Below are 18,413 nucleotides of genomic sequence, written 5' to 3'. Positions count from 1 at the left end.
GTGCTCTACCTGCTGAGCTAGCGAGTCGCTCCCACTTTCAGTCTCCAGCCTGCGCTGGCAGAAAGATTATATCATCACATCATCTGCCTATCAAGTGGAGAGAATTATTAAGATAATGTGAAACAGCAAGGATTAGCCAGAACCAATGCTAGTACAAAGAGTCCAAATGAGATGTTACTATCTAGCTAGGAGGTATAGAATGCTGTTACTTGCTGACGTGGGAAACACGACGACCGTTTTTGGTCTCGACAGTGGGAGCAAAATAGAGGCTGTATGGAGGCTTCCTTCTTTGAGGCTCGAGACGGAAGATGAACTATTCGTCATTCTTGAAGGACTCTTGAGGTACGAACAAGCTTCACTTTCGAGTATAAAAGGGCTTTGTGTGGCAAGCGTTGTTCCAAGACTAAACTCAACAATTGATTACTTCGCTAGAAAATACCTGTTGGAACCGGCCATGTTTGTCAAGGCCGATAGGTTTGTTTCTGTCGATCTGGAAACAGACAACCCTTCGGAAATTGGTGCCGATAGACTGGCAAACGTAATGGGCGCGAAGGAATGTTACGGAGCCAACGTAATCGTTGTCGATGTCGGGACTGCAATTACCATAGATATTGTTATGGATGGCGCATTTGCAGGTGGCGCAATTCTTCCTGGACCTGAAACGGCGATGTCTGCTCTCTTCTCCAGGACTGCAAAGCTGCCGGAAGTCGAGCTCTTCTTTGAAGACCACTACTTCGGAACGAATACTGAGGACAACCTTAGAATCGGTATAGTAAACGGAACGTATTTCGCTCTGCAGGGGATTATTAGCGAAATCGAGAAGCAGTTTGATGTCAAGCCGAAAATCGTTGGAACGGGTGGAAAAGCACGTCTCTTCATTACCGAAGATGGGTTCATAGAAATGGACGACCCTTATCTAACCTTGAAGGGAATAAGATCCTATTACAATCGAGTGAAGTCATTTGAAAAGAATATTACTGATCAATCCTTGGATTGAAGATGTATCGGCCTACGATTACTGGCTAAAGCCTTTGGGGTTATTGTACATATCTTCTGCTCTGAAAACCCTTAGTGTTGAACCAGTCTTAGTTGACTGTCTCGATCGATACGATTCGGACCTTCTCTCATATTCCTCCGGTTCAGGAGAAAAATACTTCGGAACCGGGAAGTTCGTGGAAACCGTTGTTCCAAAACCAGACTGTATAGCTTCCATCCCAAGAAGGTTCAAGAGGTTCGGTTTTCCTGAAGAAGTATTCAGGAGCAAACTGCAACAACTAGACCACGTTGACGGTGTCTTCGTTACTTCTATGATGACGTACTGGCATTATGGAGTGAGCGACACAATAAGGGTTGTTCGCCAAGAGTTGCCGTCAATACCTATTGTGCTTGGCGGGGTCTACGCAACGCTGCTTCCGGAACACGCAAAAAGGAATGCCGGAGCAGATTTGGTCTGTCCCGGAACGGGAATGAAGCCTATAGAGAAGGCTCTGCAATTCCTCGGAATAAACAAATCTGTTCAGTCTGATTGGTTTGATGAGCTTAGTCCCGATTACTCGGCCTACGAATCTCCGCATTATGTTGTTGTAATAACCAGTCTAGGGTGCCCTTTCAGATGCGTTTACTGCGCAAGTAGTTATCTATGGCGCCATTTCTTAAGAAGAGATCCGACAAAGACTGCAGAGCATATCGAGTACCTGGTTAAATCATCGAATCTCTCAGACATTGTCTTTTTTGATGACGCGATTCTTGTTGGTGGCGGTTTCAAGACACTTATGAAAGAAATCGAACATCGTAGCATAAGAACAAGGTTTCACCTGCCTAATGGAGTGCACGCGCGATTTGTAGACAGGGAAACCGCAGATTTGATGTACGCTAATAACTTCAAGACAATTAAAATCGGACTGGAGACTTCAGATCGAGCCTTGCAAACTTCCACAGGGGGGAAAGTTTTTCTTAACGATATCTACAGAGCCGTCGATAACCTCTCAAAGGCCGGATTCGCCTACAAGGAGATTAGCGCCTACATCATGCTGAATCTACCTGGACAGAGCGAAGAAGATGTACTGGACTCACTGAGAATCTGTGAAGAGTTAGGCCTGTCCCCAAGTCTTAACGAATTCACGCCTATACCAGGAACTCTGCAATGGAAAGAACTAATTGAAAGAGGTTCATTTGCTGAAGATATTGACCCACTACTTCTTGACAACTCGATCATTCCGCACTGGTGGAAGCAGGGATTCTCGTTGGACACTGTGCAGCGACTAAAAGAAGCGGCGTGGTCATTACGGAGGAAGTTGAGTGGAGAGTGATCTATTTCTCGCATTTGGTAGCAATATCGACAACAGACTGAATTACATCGCGGAAGCTTTCACAAAGCTCATCGAATTGGGATTGCCTCTTTTAGAGGTCTCGTCAGTATACACTACACAACCGTACGGAAACACAGAGCAGGATGATTTCCTGAACTGTGTCGGCAAGTTCCGTTACTCAGGAGATGTCAGGTTACTCATAAGAGATATTAAGTTCATTGAAAATGCTATTGGCAGAGTTCAAAGATTCAGATGGAGTCCGAGGGAGATTGATATCGATATCTTGCTTCACGGAAAAACGGTTCTCCAGACAGTAGAGCTTACAGTTCCTCATAGCGATATAATTAATAGGAAGTTCGTTCTGGTCCCCTTGCTTGAAATTGATAGGGAGCTTAAGGACCCGAGAGACGGCACTCTCTTTTCGGATCATTTAGAGAGGCTGGGACAGGAGAACTGGCCTAAGCCCTTCTTGAAAGCCAGACGCTTCAGAGAATTAATCGACCGGGAGGTGAAGAAATGAGAGGCAAACAATCCCGTTTCATCGTAGCGCTATTGTTTCTGGTAATTCTGGTTTCTTCCTGTGGAAGCTCCAGAGTTGACCTGGTGCCTGGTAGGTTCGCAGGATTCACTATGAGTGGCTACATGGACATTTCAACGACTACAAGTGTGGGAGGCAGACTATTAGGCTTTACTCTTAATGAAGACTCTCTTCTTCTTCATAAAGAATTCGCAAAAGGAACGAAGGAGCTCAGCATATATATAGTGAAATTCGAGACCGCTTCAGGGACCACGAGTCTCTGGTATTCGCTGATTAGAGAAATTTCAAATGAATTCAGAGCGCTCGTAAGTGCGATACCGTGGATCTATGGAGAATTTTCGGGGAAGATCGATGGAGGATTTGTGAAGACGTGGTTCTCGGGAAAGTGGCTGTATTTGTTCATAGGTAGTTCCAAAGAGGAGGTAAACTCTGCAGTTGATGCCTTCAGAGAGTTCGAAAAGAGTCTGGTGAGATCCGTTGAATCATAAGCCCTACAAAGATCTGAAGACTCACCTGAGGCTTAAGTACGGCGAGTATGTTCATAGAGTCCCACTTGATGCCGGTTTTTCATGTCCTCATAAAGTCAATGGAATTGGAGGCTGCATATACTGCGATCCTTCGGGAAGCGGGTTCTCTGTTGACTCCAGTCTTTCTTTGAGGGAACAGCTCTTTCAAAGAATATCTCTTCTTAGAAAAAAGGGAATTGGAAAGTTCATGGCATACTTTCAGGCCAACTCGAATACGTACGCACCAATTGAAAGACTGAGAACAGTTTACAGAGAGGCTATCATTGAAGATGTAGTAATACTGGACATTTCGACAAGACCGGATCTTGTGTCGGAAGAAGTACTGGATCTTTTGGAGGAGTTCTCCGAAGAAGTTGACGTTATTCTTGAACTCGGCCTTCAGAGCATTAATCCTAACACTCTGAAAGCTATTAATAGAGGACATACGCTTGCACAATTTGTTGATTCTTCATTGAGAGCGAGAAAGAGAGGTATTGAGGTAGTCACTCACGTGATAGCCAATCTGCCTTGGGATACCGAAGAGGATGTCTGCGAAGCGGCAAGGTTGATCTCAGTACTTGGTATCGAAGGAGTTAAAATTCACTCTCTGTACATTGTTGAAGGCACTGAGCTAGCGAGAATGTATAAGAAGGGAAAAGTGGACCTAGGTACTGCAGAGCAATTTGTGGAGAGAGTCATTCTCTTTCTTGAGCATTTGAACGAAAACGTAATAATCCACAGACTCGTCTCCGATCCGCCGATCGAAGGTACTCTCTTCGGTAACTGGGGAATGTCGAAGATCAAGCTCTTGAATATGATCGAGAGAAAGATGATAATTGAAGGTAGATATCAGGGCATTAAGGCCTTGGCAATCTAATCGGGAAGCGAAACGTGTGACCGCGGAAATTCCGAGGAAAGTCCGGACTCCATGGGCAGGGGCGCTGGGTAATACCCAGGGAGAGTGATCTCCGGAAAGGGCCATAGAAAAGAAGACCGCCTTAGGGCAAGGATGGAAAGGTGAAGGTAAGAGCTCACCGGCTGTCGGGCGACCGGCAGGCCTGGTAACCCCCGTCTGGAGCAGGTCCAAGCAGAAAGGGTCTGAGGATGCCCACCAAATCCCTTTCGGGTAGGATGCAAGAGGGCTATGGTAACATGGCTCCCAGATAGATGGTCACAGTAACAGAATCCGGCTTACGGTTTCGCTTCCCGTTTTTCTTTTTGGAGTGCCTTATGAATATACCAATGACGACCGAAGAGATGGTAGAAAGAAACTGGAACGTTCTCGATGTGATCCTTGTAACGGGGGATGCTTTTGTTGATCATCCTTCCTTTGGAACTGCAATGATAGCCAGGGTCCTTGAGTCTGATGGGTGGAGAATTGGTGTTATCTCACAACCCGACTGGAGAACAACCACAGAGATCAGAGCGCTGGGAAGACCAAGACTCTTCTTTGGTGTGACCTCTGGGAATGTCGATTCGATGGTTGCAAACTATACTTCAACCGGGAAGAAGAGAAAGAGCGATGATTACACACCAGGAGGGATCGGGGGAAAGAGACCCGATAGGGCAGTGACGGTCTATGCTAACCTAATTAGGCAGGCATTTAAAGACACAATTGTAGTTATTGGAGGCATAGAAGCTAGTCTGAGAAGATTCTCTCATTTTGATTGGTGGAGCGACAGAATAAAGAAGTCGATTCTCCTTGATTCCAAAGCCGATTTGCTTGTTTATGGAATGGGAGAAAAACCGATTGTAGAAATTGCCAGAGAGATTGCTAATCAGGGAAGAGTGTCTCACAATGTAGAGGGTACAGCTTTCTGGTCAAGCGAAAAACCGGATGGAGTGGAACTCCCATCACATGAGTCTGTAGTCCGCAACAAGAAGGATTACTTCAAGCTCACCAGAATGATCCACGAAGAGACCGATGCCGCAAGAGGGAATCGACTTTACCAGCTCCAGGATAACAGATATGTTGTTCAGAACAAACCGCCAGTTGTTATTCAAGAGGAGCTGGACTCATTTTACTCTCTTCCTTTCACTCGTACCGTGCATCCTGTATCTCTCTCCAAAGGTAGAGTTAAAGCTGTTGATACGGTACGCTATTCAGTGACGAGCCATAGAGGTTGCTATGGTCAGTGCAATTTCTGCGCAATTGCCCTTCATCAGGGTAGAACAGTAGTCTCAAGAAGTGAGACATCTATTCTTGACGAAGTCATTTCTCTCACAAGAGATGGTAATTTCAAAGGAACCGTAACTGACATAGGTGGACCAACAGCGAACATGTACGGCTACGAGTGTTTGGTTAAGCTGAAGGCTGGAGCCTGCCGAACCAAGAGATGCCTCTTCCCGGAAGTGTGCGGCTCTTTGGAACCTGATCATTCAAGATATTTGTCTCTTCTAAAAAGAGCGAGAGAAATTCCAGGAGTAAAACATGTATTCGTCTCCTCGGGCATCAGATATGATCTCATTCTAGGTGATAAAAGATACGGGAAGGAATTTCTGAAGGAACTAATGAAAAACCACGTCTCGGGGCAGCTGAAGATAGCTCCAGAGCACACAGTCGATCATGTCCTTGAACACATGTGCAAACCCTCGAATAAGATGCTGACTAGCTTTCTTGAAGAAGTTGATCGGCTTTCAGACAGAAGAAACTTCGTTGTTGGTTACTTCATCGCGGCCCACCCAGGGTGCACGATTCGGGACATGGAAGAACTAAAGAGATTTATCCGAGAAAAAATGCGCTATAATCCTGAGCAAGTCCAGATTTTCACTCCTTCACCTTCGACACTCTCCACGGCTATGTATTACACTGAGATGACTTCAGAAAATGGCGACTCAATCTTTGTAGAAAAGTCCTCAGGTTCTAGAAAAGCACAAAAAGAGGTTTTAACTGAAAGACGAACCCTAGAAGGAAAACCTCACAAGGATATACGCAGTACCGGCAGCAAGGGTCATGATCGTCAACGGCATTGAAAACTTCAAGAAATCCGAATAACTCAGCTTTTCCCTTGAATGCTTTTCTATCAGTCCGACACCAACCATATTGGCTGCGGCGCCCGCAATTGAGAAACTCCCCCCAAAACACGCTGAGATCGATATCACCCACCAAACATCCATGGGAACTCCGTATTTTGCAGTCATCCCCTCAATAACGGGAATCATAAATGTTACAGCCGGCACCGCACCGATAAAACCGCTCATGAGTGCAGATAACCAGTAAAGTGTTAGAAAGAGAATGATCCTGTTGCCCGAAAGAGAACCAAGTAGATCAGAAATAGATGACGTAATACCTACTTGTTGGAGTGCCGACGCAAGCACAAACAACCCCATGAAGAAAAAGATCGTGTCCCATTCGATATCCTCAGACAGACTGGAAAAACTCTTACCGCTAAGGATCATCGCAGCAGCAGCACCGCCGAGGGCAATCAAAGATGGCTCAACTCCTATCAAGTCGTGCAGAAGGAATCCTGCTATTATTCCAAAAAACACGGTCAGCGATTTGTACAGTGAGGATTTTGAGACTATGGCCTTGTTGGGATCCATACTTGCAAGCCGCTGAAGTCTGTCTCCCATCAATCTATAACTCTTGAAAACCCTTCTGTCAAGAAAGACGACAGTTATTAGCAGTGCGATGAGAGTAATAGGGCCATCTATCCTTATGAAATCCATAAATCCGAATCCACTCGCTGAACCGACAAGGATATTGGGCGGATCTCCAATCAGCGTTGCCGTTCCTCCAACGTTTGCGGCGAGGACACCCGCAAGCAGGAAGTTTCTGGGGGAGACTTCCAGAGAATCCGCAACAAGAAATATTACCGGAGCAAAGAGAAGTATAGTAGTGACGTTGTCTAGAAAGGCAGAGAAAAGCGCAATTGTAACCATAAAGAAGACTAATAATGCTCTAACATTTCCCTTCGAAATCCTCACAACATGAACAGCCACAAACTCGAAGAACCCGGTTGTCCTAAGAGTGCCGACCACTATCATCATTCCGATAAGAATGCCTATCGTATTGAAGTCTACAAGAAAACCAATTTCCTTCATATCGAAGTTAGGTATTACTTTAGAAAGAAGTATGATTATACCTGCTGCAAACGCAACGGTAGATCTATTGAATTTACCAGATATTATGAGAATGTAAGCCAGAACAAAAACAACTAGAACGAACAACCACTGCATTTCAAGTCACCTCTCGAAAATGAACTATAACAGTATATCACCAACCAATTCCTTGAACAATGAACAAAAATCTTCAGTCAAATTGATACCGGAGTAGCCAACTCGAAGAAGGAGGTCAGAGTTATGAAGAAGGTTTTTGTAGTACTTGTTGTAGTTATGTTATCAGTGGCTTCTCTGGCCCTGGTTAATGAAGGCTACGAGAGCCCAGTTATTAACGTAGTTGAAGCAGCAGGACCAGCAGTTGTCAAAGTAGACGTTGAGGCGACAAGGAAATATTCCATCAGAGATCCTTACGGTTTCGAGGAATTCTTCAGGCGTTTTTTTGGTGAAATTCCCGATCAGAAGGTGACCGGCGTTGGGTCCGGATTCATCTTCAGTAAAGATGGCTATATTTTCACTAACGAACATGTTGTCGCTGGAGCAGACAAGATATCGGTATCTCTTCTCGACGGCAACGTCTATCCGGCAAAGTATATTGGAGGAGACGCCGAACTGGACATTGCCGTGATAAAGATCGAACCTGACGGTGCCGATCTTCCCATTGTTGAAGTCGGTGACTCCGACTCTCTTAGGATAGGCGAATGGGCAATTGCGATAGGCAATCCTTTTGGTCTAAAACACACAGTTACCCTCGGCGTGATCAGCGCTGTCGGCAGGCAGCTACCGAAACCCGACGGTAACGGAGTCTATTCGAATCTTATCCAGACTGATGCAGCAATCAACCCCGGTAATAGTGGAGGTCCACTCCTCAACATTTACGGTCAGGTTATCGGAATCAACACAGCCATTATATCTCCCGACGTTGGGACTTCTCTTGGCTTCGCAATACCGATCAACGTTGCTATGAGATTCGTTGATTCGATAATCGAAACGGGATCGGTTCAGAGGGCTTATCTGGGAGTATACATGGACTCCGTCACTGAGGCAATCTCTCGATCGTTGGGTCTCAAAGTTGATAAAGGTGCCTTAATAACCGATGTCGTACCTGACTCAGCTGCTGACAAGGCGGGAATTAGGCCACAAGACGTAATAATCGGATTCGAAAACCTTGAGATCTCAAACTCCTCTGAGCTTAGAGCAGCTGTACTCAACTACCCTGCTGGTTCTCAAGTTAGAATCACGATCGACAGGTTCGGAGAGAGAATTGTTGTAACTGCAGTCCTTGGGACTCTTTCTCAAGAAAGTACTTCTTCGCAGGAAGAGAGTGAAGAGCCAAAAGCTTTCGAGAGCTCTTTAGGCCTCTCAGTTTCCGAGATAACTCCTGAAGACAGAGAGCGTCTCGGCCTTTCTCAAGAGTTCAGAGGGATAATCGTTAGGAGTGTAAGCACAGAAGGAATAGTATACAGGCTGGGCATAGGCAAAGACGACATAATAACCCGTTTAAGCATAAATGGAAATCAGGTGGCTATTGATAATGTAAGTGCTTTTGAAGAAGCTGTTGATAGCATAAGAGAGGGAGATTACGTGGCTTTCTTCGTCTATAGAAGCGGCGTAAGATTCGTTGCTTCTTTCCAGTTCTAAAACGGAAATGCCGTCACCCTTCGAAGGTGACGGCTTACCCCCTTTAGTCCCCTGTGCAGGATCAACGCCTAAATTATAGCACAGGGGTTTTTTCTTTCCAAAATCATTGATCTAGCGAAGTGACAAGTAGAACTGCCTTGACAGAAAGTTTGCCGTCTACAAAAGCTGTAGCATCTATTTTGGCAAGATTCATCTTTCTTCCAATCAGTCTGATTGAGTATTCGAGTCTGCATGGAGGTTTAACTATGGTCTTGAACCGAGCCCTTTCTATTCCTACGAACAAAGGGGTTGTCCCAGGCTTTAGAAGAAGAATTCCCGCCGTTTGTGCTAGACCCTCAATTATTAGTACTCCCGGGTAGATTGGGCACCCGGGAAAGTGACCTCTGAAAACGGGATCATCTTCAAGGATATCTCTGTAAGCTTTAGCCTCCGTTTCTCCAATAGATGTTACACCATCCACTAACAGAAAAGGGTCTCTGTGAGGAATTCTCTCTTGAACATACTCCTTGTCTTTCAAAGCTCTCCTCCTGTAGCGTTTCCGGTCAATAAGACCGCAAAGCGTCCGAAATCCATACTTTATTGGTCTCCTTGGGCCCTGGTATAGTGTTGCTGACTCTTTATCAGCATTTCCGTGCCAGGAGGAACGACATTGACGAGACAGGGAAGAACACTAACTGAACTATTAGGAATAAAGTATCCAATATTACAGGGAGGGATGGCCTGGATTTCAGACAACGGCTTGGCAGGGGCTGTTTCAAATGCTGGCGGGTTAGGGATTATTGCTGGCGGTAGCCTTTCGGCGGAAGAGTTACAGACTGAAATCCGAAGAACAAAAGAGATCACATCAAAACCTTTTGGCGTAAATATTATGCTTCTCTCTCAGAACATCGAAGATCAAATAGAAGTTGTCTGCCGAGAGAAGGTACCGGTGGTGACCACAGGTGCAGGAAGCCCATCACGCATTATTGAAAGGCTCAAGTCTTCTGGGACAAAAGTAATCCCGGTTGTTGCTTCAACGGCACTTGCACGAAGGCTCGAAAAACAAGGTGCTGACGCAGTAATTGCCGAAGGAATGGAAGCCGGTGGCCATATCGGAAAGGTGACAACAATGGTTCTGGTGGCTGCCGTTGCATCCGTAGTAAAGATCCCCGTTATTGCTGCCGGTGGAATCGCAGATGGAAGAGGGCTCGTAGCAGCTCTTGCTCTAGGGGCAAGCGGAATCCAGATGGGAACAAGGTTCATTTGCACGACGGAGTGTTCGGCACACCATAATTACAAAGAAAGAGTTCTTTCATCAAATGAGCTTGATACAGTCGTTACAGGGATCTCAACCGGACATCCTGTCAGAGCCTTCCGAAATAAATTGACTAGGAAGATTGAAGAACTTGAAAGACAAGGTAACGGAGTCGAGGCAATTGAAAGAGTGGCGATTGGCGGCCTTAAAAGAGCCGCAAGAGAAGGTGATCTCAATTTTGGCTCGCTCATGGCCGGTCAATCTAGTGGATTGATCAGAGACATCAAAAGCGTAAGTGAGTTGTTGGAAGAAATCATCGGGGAAGCCGAAGAGGTCATCGAAGTTTTGGGAGGGATCAAGAGATGGTAGCATGGATATTTCCTGGTCAGGGGAGTCAGTACGTTGGAATGGGAAAGACGCTGTTCGAGGAAAGCGCCATAATACGAGAATTCATTGGGCTCTCGGGCCGAATGCTTGGATTTGATATGTTAAGATTGATGCTTGAAGGTCCGGAAAGTGAGTTGACTCTTACACAGAATGCTCAGCCGGCTATTCTCTCTGTCAGCATCGCTCTTTCGGATTTCCTCTCGGAAAGGGGTGCTAAACCTGATATTGTAGCAGGTCTATCTCTTGGAGAATTCAGCGCGCTTACTGTTGCGGGATCACTTGAGTACGCTGATGCTCTTCGACTTGTCAGGTTGAGGGGAATAGCGATGCAAGAAGCAATTCCACCCGGTGAAGGAATAATGGCGGCAATCATAGGTTTACCCAATGAGGTCGTAGAGAAAATCTGTCTGGAAATCTCTTCTGAAGAAGAAGTTATCGTTGCCAATTACAACTGTCCAGGCCAGGTTGTGGTTTCGGGAACTACAGAAAAAGTGCGTTTGGTAACTTCAATGGCACTGGAAGCAGGTGCTAGAAAGTGCGTTGAGCTTTCCGTCAGCGCACCTTTTCACAGTCGATTCTTACAGCCAGTAGGCGATGTCTTGCGGGACTTTCTGAAGGACGTCAAGGTGAGTCCTCCTAGAATCCCCGTGATCTCAAACGTCACTGGAGACTTCTTCCCCGAAGATCCAGAGGAAATCAAAGAACTCATAATCTCCCAGGCATATAAGCCAGTTAAATGGGAACAATCAATAAGAAGAATGATACAACTTGGCTCGGACAGATTCATTGAAGTAGGACCCGGAAAGGTTCTTAGCGGATTTATGAAGAAGATTGATAGAAACGTTTCGATTAGCACAACAGATTGCGAAAGCCTTGAAGTAATAAGAGAATTCCAGGAAATCGCTAACTAAAATACTTTTAAATGAGAGGTGAGTTCAATGGAAAAGACGTCTACTGTACAGGAAAGAGTGATTTCGATCGTAGCAGAGAATCTGAGTATTGAAGCTGGAGAAATCGTCGGAAGTTCAAGATTCATAGAAGATCTTGGAGCTGACTCCCTTGACTTGGTAGATCTTGTAATGGAACTTGAAGACAAATTTGATATCCAGATCAGCGACAGTCAGACTGCAAGCTTCAAGACCATCGATGACGTTGTGAAATTCATAATCAAACTGGAAGAAAGATAGGATGAGAAGAGTCGTAATAACTGGAATGGGTATAATTTGTTCAATAGGAAAGAACCTATCGGAGTTTTGGGAGTCGCTAGAATCTGGTAGATCTGGTATTGACTGGATTGACACTTTTGATGTCACTCAGTTTGGATCAAAGGTTGCTGGTCAGGTAAAAGACTTCGATCCTGTTGCATTTATGGGCAAAAAAGAAGCAAAAAGAAACGCAAGATTTGTTCAGATGGCTGTTGCAAGTGCTTGCCAGGCGTACGATGATTCCGGTCTGGACGGAAAGATTTCTAATCCTGAAAGGGCTGGGGTGGTCTATGGTGTAGGTCTAGGCGGAATGGATGTCATTGAGGATCAGCACTCCGTCTTGATGGAAAAAGGCCCCTCGAGAATCAGCCCTTTCCTGATTCCCATGACTATCGCGAATATGGCACCAGGACTTCTCGCCATACGTTTCATGTTCAAGGGTACAAACTTCACTGTGTCCACAGCTTGCGCCTCTGGCACAAATGCGATTGGTGAAGCAACGAGGCTTATAAGAAATGGGATAATCGATATCGCGATGACCGGCGGTTCTGAAGCCACGATCACGCCCCTTGCTCTTGCCGGCTTCTCGAATATGACAGCCCTATCACGTGGAAATCCTGAAAATGCTTCAAGACCGTTTGATCGCGAACGCGATGGATTTGTTATGGCCGAAGGATCCGCAACACTGATCATCGAGGAATACGGGCATGCTTTGAAGCGTGGAGCAAAGATCTACGGGGAAATCGCCGGATACGGTTCAACCGATGATGCGTTTCATATCACTTCACCCGAGGAATCTGGCGATGGAGCTTACAGAGCTATGAAAATGGCTCTTGAAGAAGCCGAAGTTGACCCATCAGAAGTTGACTATATTAACGCTCACGGCACTTCTACACCCTTAAACGACTTGATGGAGACACGAGCCATAAAGCGTCTATTTGGGAGTAGTAATGGGCTCAACATAAGTTCCACGAAGTCAATGGTCGGACATGCCCTGGGAGCCGCAGGAGCAATTGAATCTGTAGCAACTCTTCTTGCAATTCAGAACTCTTTCGTTCCACCAACGATTAATTACTCTATCCCCGATCCTGAATGCAATCTGAACTACACACCAAATTCAGGAGTTGATAGGAAAATCAACTACGCCCTAAAAAACTCATTTGGCTTTGGAGGCCATAACGCTTCTTTGCTATTCAAGAAGCTCTAACTATCTTAATCGGGCGGGGCGCATCTGCGCCCCGCCATAGCTATGATTTGCCCGGTTCAATGAAAGCGCTTCCTACCCTATTAAGAAAAGCAGAACTTCCCAAAAATGCGCCTCACTATTAAGCTCGACTTTCGTCACCAAGTATCCGAGATAGCGTTCTAACGGCGAATTTTACCGCTCTGGTCCTAAAAGGTTTCGCTTGACTATCTAGTTGAATCAGCCAAACTTCTTCCCTTTTGGAAAGACTTATATAGAATCTTTGAGAATAGCCTCTGTCAACCGAAAGAGTCTCAATTAGAAAGACCTCATTGTCAAGCTTTCTGTAGACCCCCATGAACTTGACAAACATCTCATCACTAGAAAACGACCGCCCTGCAACTCTATCGAGCCGGGACTTGTCGATGTTCTTCACCCACAAATGCGACAAGTTAACCACATCCTCTTCACATTTCACTGCTTTGCTGTTTCTTCTACAGATGAGTCTGAATATCTCCCTCTGCATAGCCAGCCATTTTCTCTCGTATCTAGTTCCCACTCCGGCCGTTGGATTTATTTCGACTGTGTCCGAATCGAAGAGACCAGTTAGGTCTACGCTCGAGCTCATCTCAGAGATGAATTCCTTCGAATCGGAATAGAGCTGAAAGAAACCCCCTTTTTTTAGAACCCGCCCAATCTTCAAAACGAAATTGAGGTCGTTCAGCCGCCGATTTGAATGTCTTTTCTTTGGCCACGGACAGGGGAAATTCATATAAACACCGGACAGTGAATCCTTAGGAATTACGTTATTTAAACAGAAAGACGCATCCGTCAGAAGCACTCGGACGTTTTCTACAAGCTCTCTCTTAAGCGATTTAAGAAGTTTCTCTGTGCTTATTACAGACAACTCAACTCCCAGGAAATCTTTTGCAGAATTATCAATCGCTTTCTGAACAAGGAACTCGCCACTACCGAACCCCACTTCCAGGTATGTTTCGCTTTCCCTCCCAAAGATTGTAGGCAAATCTAGAGGAATCTCATATTCGGAAGCGTCGAGGTAATTACTCAGAAAATGCTGATCCATACAATCGCCCCATTCTGTAGGCAAAAAGATTAGCCAAGAAATCCGTGCAACTTCACAAGAAGGATTGTAACCTACTCAACCTCGCATTTCCACTTAATGCTTCATAAGAATAGATCGTTTCATAGTCTTTCTACGATGGTATAATTATCATGACTGCCGGAGGTGAAGGAAATGCTCTTTGATCCTGCTAAGATCGCGGTTCTTTACTCAGAAGAGGCCCTTGAGAGAATTGTTAGTAGACTTGCAGAAGAAATCAACAGTTACTACTCCCCGATTACTGAAGAGATAACGGCTGTCTGCATTCTGAAGGGCTCAGTTCATTTCTATAGCGATCTCCTAAAGAGACTTGAGTTGAAGGTGCGCTATAATTTCGTTCATGTTTCCAGTTATTCAGGAGTCTCCACTACGGGAAGAATTCGTGTGAAGACATGGGTGGATGAATCTGTTACGGACCGTTACGTTCTTCTTGTTGAAGACATAGTTGACACCGGAGGAACTTTGAGATACATAATAAACTATATCTGGAAGCAGAAACCGGCAGACGTGAAACTGGTCTCGCTCTTTGAAAAGACTATTCACGATCATGGAGTTGTGATAGACTTTACCGGCGAAAGAATAGGCGATCAGTTCATTGTTGGATATGGACTTGACTATGATGAAGTATACAGAAATCTACCTTACGTAGGTTATTTGAAAGGTGATTGATGAGAAGAGGCAACATTGTTACACTTGTTCTCTCTGTCTTACTTCTGAGTATCTGTATGATAACTTCTTTTTTTGCACTGAGTGTAGTGAACTCAAATCGCAAAAACACGCAGTTAATGCTTGAGGCTTCAGTAAAGAGAGGAGTAAGGGTTTCTGCCGAAAGACTTCTTCAGTTCAGCATAGATAATGGCAGACCACTTGCTGTGGAACTTAACGGGTATTCACTGGAGACTGATTTTGTCGATGGTAGATGGTGCGTGAGAATAGATAACGGAGACGACCAAGAGCAGATTTTCGCCGAAGGAAGGTGAACGAATTGATTGCGGTATCCGTTGATTCAGGTTGTGCGCCAACGAGAAGTTTCGTTGAGGAGCATAAACTCTTTTTCATGGGAATGAAAATCATTATTGATGACAAGGAATATAACGACGAGTTTGACTTCATGGAGAATGTTTTCTACAATATCGTCGAAAGCTCCAGAGAGTTTCACACAGCTCAACCGCCACTCGGACAGGTTCTTGATTACTACAATGACATAAAGTCAAAAGGTTACACGAAGCTACTTGATATTCATTTCTCATCGAAGATGTCGGGTCTGTATGATACTTGCGTTATGGCCTCCAAAATGGTGGAGGGGCTGGAAGTCACAGTTGTTGATACCAGAAAAGTCTCTATTGGAGCTCATTTGATCGCTAAGAAACTTATTGAGTTAATAGAACGAGGGTTGGAGATCGATGAGGCAATATCGAGAGTGCCGGAGATAATTCAAGACACGTTCATGGAATTCAGCGTTCCCACGCTGAAATACTTGATAAAGAATGGAAGAATAGGAAAAGCACAGGGGCTAGCCGGAACCTTGCTCAACATCAAGCCGATTCTTTCAGTTGATGAAGAAGGATATATTAGTCCTGTGGCGAAGCTTAGAGGTATGAAGAAGTTGCAGGAGCAGATGGTTTCAAACGTCCTTGAGTTTCTCGAGAGAAGGAGAGAATCAGTTGTTTTGTACTCGATCTACGGGAGCGAGGAGTACTCGGATATTGCGAAAGAAACAACCGAAAAAACCGTCGAGTTGATCGAAGAGAATTTAGGCATCCAAAGAAATGAGATTGAACTTGTTACCGGAAGAATCTGGCCAACAATAGCCTGCCATAGCGGACCCGCAGTCTTTGGCCTGGCGTGTTACGGGGAGAAAGAAAGAAAGTAATGCTTTTTGAGCAAGTCCTTGACGAATGTGAAATGCTTTTCGAAGCTTCGCTCTCAGGAAGAGACAATGAAGTTCTCTTCTCAGAACTGAAGCGAATCGTATCTCAGACAGACAAAGAGGAGTTTTCCCGATTTCCCTTACTCAACGAATACTTGTCCAAATTCGTCTCCTACTTCTCGAAAAGCGAAGCGCTTAGTCAAGATAGAAGGAAAAAGAGACTGATAAATGGACTCGAAATGGTAGCAAAGTTGAGAAGGATTTTCCTTCTGCGAACTGTTGACGAAATCGAGGCGCTACTAGGAAGGCCCGCATCACTCTCAACACCCATAAAGTATGCTTACTCAGTCGGTGAAGCAAGATCCAAAATTCTTAAGAGAATGGATATCGAAACAATTGGTGATCTAATCTATTACTTTCCGAGAGACTACGAAGATCGAAGGGTGATTCTCCCGATTTCGTCACTTTCAGCTGATTCCAAGGTAAGTGTAAGGGCGAGAATACTTAACTTCTCAGTTAAGAAGGTTTCAGGCTACACGATAATCTCTGCAGTCGCAGGCGATGGCTTCGGTCAACTGCTTCTCAAATGGTTCAATCAGGACTACATTCTACAAAAGCTCAAGAAAGACAAAGAGTATCTCATTCACGGATTGGCAAAGAAGACCCCATTTGGTCCTCTGGAGATGAACTCTCCGGAAATCGAAGAAGTGAATGGCGAAGTCTCGGGTGAGATTCTGCCCGTCTACTCCCTTACTTCAGGAATCTCTATGAAAATGATGAGGAAAATAACCAAGCGCAATCTTGGTGTTGTGAGATCCCTAGAAAACCTTATCCCTCTGAAGATCAAAGAAAGAAGGCAGCTCCTCGAAAGAAAGCATTCATTCACTGCGATACATTTTCCCAAGAGCATGTTCGAAGCAAGAAAGGCTCGCGAAACGCTTGCATATGAAGAGTTTTTCTTATTTGAGATTGCAGTTCTTTCTCGTAGAAGACAGATGAGGTGTAAATACCAAGGCCTACCTAAGGAAATCGCCGGGATTCTCGCCGAAAGACTTGTAGAGTCCCTGCCCTTTGAGTTAACAGAAGATCAGGTAAAGGCTTTCAGAGAGATAAGAGATGATATGAGGGCCACCTCGCCAATGAGCAGGTTGCTTCAGGGAGATGTGGGCTCTGGAAAGACACTTGTAGCCGAACTGGCAATCACAGACAACTATGAAGCTGGATATCAGAGCGCCTTGATGGTTCCAACGTCTGTCTTGGCAATGCAGCACTTCGAAAAGATGAAGAAGGATCTTGAACCGCTCGGTATCGACGTCGCACTGTTGACTGGTTCACTCAAGAAGACTGATCAGGAGAGTATCAGAACCAGATTGACAAAGGGAGAGATAGACGTAGTGGTTGGAACCCATTCCCTAATTCAGGAGGGTGTGGAGTTCAGAAGCCTTGGTCTTGTTGTGGTTGACGAACAGCACAGGTTCGGAGTTAAGCAACGTGAAACATTGACTTCAAAGGGGAGACTTCTTGATAGTCTTGTCATGACTGCGACTCCTATCCCCAGAACACTTGCCTTGACGGTATACGGTGATCTTGACGTATCAACAATTCATACGATGCCAAAAGGAAGATCGCCAGTACGAACGATACTGCTTGCCCGAAGCAGGATCGATCATCTCTATTCATTCATTTCTGAGGAAATAAAGATGGGTCATCAGATTTTCTTCATTTATCCTCTCGTAGAAGAGTCAGAGCAAGTGGACCTGAAAAATGCAACAGATGAAGCGGCAAGGCTAAGAGAGAAAGTCTTCCCTGGTACAGGAGTGGAACTGCTCCATGGAAGACTAACCGACACCGAAAAGCAAGAGATTATGCAGAGATTCAAATCAAAGAAGAGCATGATTCTTGTTTCCACAACTGTTGTTGAGGTAGGAATTGATATACCTTCGGCAACCGTTATGGTTATTGAACACCCCGAAAGATTTGGAATGGCGCAACTTCACCAGCTCAGAGGACGTGTAGGAAGAAGCAATCTCAAGTCGATCTGCGTCATGCTAATGAACCGGGCGATTTCGGGCGAAGCGCTCTCGAGGTTGAGAGAGTTTGCTTCGACCGCAAGTGGATTTGATGTTGCTGAGCTCGATCTTAGACTTCGAGGCCCCGGTGAGTTCGTTGGTTTGAGGCAGCACGGAATGCCTCAATTTCTTCTCGGCGACATTGTCGATGATCGAGATCTCCTTTTCAAAGCCAGGGAAGATGCTCAGGAGACTATTGAAAGAGACCCCGATCTTCTGGAGCATGGAGCTCTCAGAATCGAAATGCAGAGGCTATACTCGGAAAGAGTAAGATTGATAGAGGTTGGATAGT

The 18,413-nt window shown here is 45.2% G+C and carries 18 protein-coding genes and 1 other RNA gene; 16 read left to right on the top strand and 3 right to left on the bottom strand.

Annotated features, from left to right (window positions below; all coding sequences use genetic code 11):
- The first annotated feature begins 199 nt into the window (after nucleotides 1-199).
- The 7 genes from B3N33_RS10130 to B3N33_RS10100 all read left to right on the top strand — a co-directional run bounded on the left by B3N33_RS10130 (nucleotide 200) and on the right by B3N33_RS10100 (nucleotide 6,326).
- Entirely contained in the window at nucleotides 200-997 is a 798-nt protein-coding gene (locus B3N33_RS10130; RefSeq protein ID WP_214060532.1) for a type III pantothenate kinase, read from the top strand.
- Nucleotides 963-2,309: a B12-binding domain-containing radical SAM protein gene (locus B3N33_RS10125; RefSeq protein WP_292593231.1), complete on the top strand. Its 1,347-nt coding sequence runs from the start codon at nucleotides 963-965 to the stop codon at nucleotides 2,307-2,309. The genes B3N33_RS10130 and B3N33_RS10125 overlap by 35 nt, the downstream gene beginning before the upstream one ends.
- Nucleotides 2,299-2,829 carry a 2-amino-4-hydroxy-6-hydroxymethyldihydropteridine diphosphokinase gene (folK, locus tag B3N33_RS10120; protein WP_214060403.1) on the top strand — a complete coding sequence of 177 codons (531 nt, stop codon included), beginning with the start codon at nucleotides 2,299-2,301 and terminating at the stop codon, nucleotides 2,827-2,829. The genes B3N33_RS10125 and folK overlap by 11 nt, the downstream gene beginning before the upstream one ends.
- Nucleotides 2,826-3,335, top strand: coding sequence for a hypothetical protein (locus B3N33_RS10115; protein ID WP_292590361.1), 510 nt, complete (start codon nucleotides 2,826-2,828; stop codon nucleotides 3,333-3,335). Before folK ends, B3N33_RS10115 begins: the two co-directional genes overlap by 4 nt.
- Nucleotides 3,325-4,230 (top strand): TIGR01212 family radical SAM protein, encoded by a 906-nt coding sequence (locus B3N33_RS10110; protein ID WP_292590360.1) that lies wholly within the window; start codon nucleotides 3,325-3,327, stop codon nucleotides 4,228-4,230. The genes B3N33_RS10115 and B3N33_RS10110 overlap by 11 nt, the downstream gene beginning before the upstream one ends.
- A 4-nt stretch (nucleotides 4,231-4,234) precedes the next feature.
- Nucleotides 4,235-4,563, top strand: an RNA gene (gene rnpB, locus B3N33_RS10105) — RNase P RNA component class A.
- Nucleotides 4,564-4,583: 20 nt separating this feature from the next.
- Nucleotides 4,584-6,326, top strand: coding sequence for a YgiQ family radical SAM protein (locus tag B3N33_RS10100; protein WP_214060400.1), 1,743 nt, complete (start codon nucleotides 4,584-4,586; stop codon nucleotides 6,324-6,326).
- On the opposite strand, the gene B3N33_RS10095 is transcribed toward B3N33_RS10100, so the two are convergent.
- Nucleotides 6,258-7,532, bottom strand: a complete 1,275-nt coding sequence (locus B3N33_RS10095; protein WP_214060399.1) for an SLC13 family permease — start codon at nucleotides 7,530-7,532, stop codon at nucleotides 6,258-6,260. The genes B3N33_RS10100 and B3N33_RS10095 overlap by 69 nt on opposite strands.
- A gap of 123 nt (nucleotides 7,533-7,655) precedes the next feature.
- Between B3N33_RS10095 and B3N33_RS10090 the strand changes: the two genes are divergently transcribed.
- Nucleotides 7,656-9,053: a Do family serine endopeptidase gene (locus B3N33_RS10090; RefSeq protein WP_214060398.1), complete on the top strand. Its 1,398-nt coding sequence runs from the start codon at nucleotides 7,656-7,658 to the stop codon at nucleotides 9,051-9,053.
- A 103-nt stretch (nucleotides 9,054-9,156) separates the two neighbouring features.
- On the opposite strand, the gene fabZ is transcribed toward B3N33_RS10090, so the two are convergent.
- The gene (gene fabZ / locus B3N33_RS10085) at nucleotides 9,157-9,570 is read right to left on the bottom strand and encodes a 3-hydroxyacyl-ACP dehydratase FabZ (protein ID WP_214060397.1); all 414 of its coding nucleotides are present in this window, start codon (nucleotides 9,568-9,570) and stop codon (nucleotides 9,157-9,159) included.
- 132 nt (nucleotides 9,571-9,702) lie between these two features.
- On the opposite strand from fabZ, the gene B3N33_RS10080 reads away from it, so the two are divergent.
- From B3N33_RS10080 to fabF, 4 genes are read left to right on the top strand one after another with little or no spacing between them, the layout of a single operon-like run.
- Entirely contained in the window at nucleotides 9,703-10,656 is a 954-nt protein-coding gene (locus B3N33_RS10080) for a DUF561 domain-containing protein (protein ID WP_292590359.1), read from the top strand.
- On the top strand, nucleotides 10,650-11,585 hold the full coding sequence (gene fabD / locus B3N33_RS10075; protein WP_214060395.1) for an ACP S-malonyltransferase: 936 nt from the start codon (nucleotides 10,650-10,652) through the stop codon (nucleotides 11,583-11,585). Before B3N33_RS10080 ends, fabD begins: the two co-directional genes overlap by 7 nt.
- A 27-nt stretch (nucleotides 11,586-11,612) precedes the next feature.
- Nucleotides 11,613-11,861, top strand: a complete 249-nt coding sequence (gene acpP / locus B3N33_RS10070) for an acyl carrier protein (protein WP_099828787.1) — start codon at nucleotides 11,613-11,615, stop codon at nucleotides 11,859-11,861.
- A gap of 1 nt (nucleotide 11,862) precedes the next feature.
- On the top strand, nucleotides 11,863-13,086 hold the full coding sequence (fabF, locus tag B3N33_RS10065; RefSeq protein WP_292590358.1) for a beta-ketoacyl-ACP synthase II: 1,224 nt from the start codon (nucleotides 11,863-11,865) through the stop codon (nucleotides 13,084-13,086).
- 118 nt (nucleotides 13,087-13,204) lie between these two features.
- Here fabF and trmB read toward each other — a convergent pair whose 3' ends face one another.
- Complete coding sequence (trmB, locus tag B3N33_RS10060; protein ID WP_292590357.1) at nucleotides 13,205-14,146, bottom strand: tRNA (guanosine(46)-N7)-methyltransferase TrmB; 942 nt, start codon at nucleotides 14,144-14,146, stop codon at nucleotides 13,205-13,207.
- Between the two features lie 171 nt (nucleotides 14,147-14,317).
- Here trmB and hpt point away from each other — a divergent pair, with 171 nt between their 5' ends.
- From hpt to recG, 4 genes are read left to right on the top strand one after another with little or no spacing between them, the layout of a single operon-like run.
- Entirely contained in the window at nucleotides 14,318-14,851 is a 534-nt protein-coding gene (gene hpt, locus B3N33_RS10055; RefSeq protein WP_214060392.1) for a hypoxanthine phosphoribosyltransferase, read from the top strand.
- Nucleotides 14,851-15,162: a hypothetical protein gene (locus B3N33_RS10050; protein ID WP_099828783.1), complete on the top strand. Its 312-nt coding sequence runs from the start codon at nucleotides 14,851-14,853 to the stop codon at nucleotides 15,160-15,162. The genes hpt and B3N33_RS10050 overlap by 1 nt, the downstream gene beginning before the upstream one ends.
- Nucleotides 15,159-16,055: a DegV family protein gene (locus B3N33_RS10045; RefSeq protein ID WP_214060391.1), complete on the top strand. Its 897-nt coding sequence runs from the start codon at nucleotides 15,159-15,161 to the stop codon at nucleotides 16,053-16,055. The genes B3N33_RS10050 and B3N33_RS10045 overlap by 4 nt, the downstream gene beginning before the upstream one ends.
- Nucleotides 16,055-18,412 carry an ATP-dependent DNA helicase RecG gene (gene recG / locus B3N33_RS10040; RefSeq protein ID WP_292590356.1) on the top strand — a complete coding sequence of 786 codons (2,358 nt, stop codon included), beginning with the start codon at nucleotides 16,055-16,057 and terminating at the stop codon, nucleotides 18,410-18,412. Before B3N33_RS10045 ends, recG begins: the two co-directional genes overlap by 1 nt.
- Nucleotide 18,413 lies beyond the last annotated feature (1 nt).

The organism is Mesotoga sp. UBA5825 (assembly GCF_002432955.1).
Lineage (GTDB): Bacteria > Thermotogota > Thermotogae > Petrotogales > Kosmotogaceae > Mesotoga.
Note: the sequence above shows the minus strand (reverse complement) of the source record. Positions and strands in the feature narration are given on the sequence as shown.

Excerpts from the sequence above, each read along its gene's own strand:
- B3N33_RS10130 (WP_214060532.1), top strand. The coding sequence starts at position 200 with ATGCTGTTACTTGCTGACGTGGGAAACACGACGACCGTTTTTGGTCTC.
- B3N33_RS10115 (WP_292590361.1), top strand. The coding sequence starts at position 2,826 with ATGAGAGGCAAACAATCCCGTTTCATCGTAGCGCTATTGTTTCTGGTA.
- B3N33_RS10100 (WP_214060400.1), top strand. The coding sequence starts at position 4,584 with ATGAATATACCAATGACGACCGAAGAGATGGTAGAAAGAAACTGGAAC.
- B3N33_RS10095 (WP_214060399.1), bottom strand. The coding sequence starts at position 7,532 with ATGCAGTGGTTGTTCGTTCTAGTTGTTTTTGTTCTGGCTTACATTCTC.
- B3N33_RS10090 (WP_214060398.1), top strand. The coding sequence starts at position 7,656 with ATGAAGAAGGTTTTTGTAGTACTTGTTGTAGTTATGTTATCAGTGGCT.
- fabD (WP_214060395.1), top strand. The coding sequence starts at position 10,650 with ATGGTAGCATGGATATTTCCTGGTCAGGGGAGTCAGTACGTTGGAATG.
- acpP (WP_099828787.1), top strand. The coding sequence starts at position 11,613 with ATGGAAAAGACGTCTACTGTACAGGAAAGAGTGATTTCGATCGTAGCA.
- fabF (WP_292590358.1), top strand. The coding sequence starts at position 11,863 with ATGAGAAGAGTCGTAATAACTGGAATGGGTATAATTTGTTCAATAGGA.
- trmB (WP_292590357.1), bottom strand. The coding sequence starts at position 14,146 with ATGGATCAGCATTTTCTGAGTAATTACCTCGACGCTTCCGAATATGAG.
- hpt (WP_214060392.1), top strand. The coding sequence starts at position 14,318 with ATGCTCTTTGATCCTGCTAAGATCGCGGTTCTTTACTCAGAAGAGGCC.
- B3N33_RS10050 (WP_099828783.1), top strand. The coding sequence starts at position 14,851 with ATGAGAAGAGGCAACATTGTTACACTTGTTCTCTCTGTCTTACTTCTG.
- recG (WP_292590356.1), top strand. The coding sequence starts at position 16,055 with ATGCTTTTTGAGCAAGTCCTTGACGAATGTGAAATGCTTTTCGAAGCT.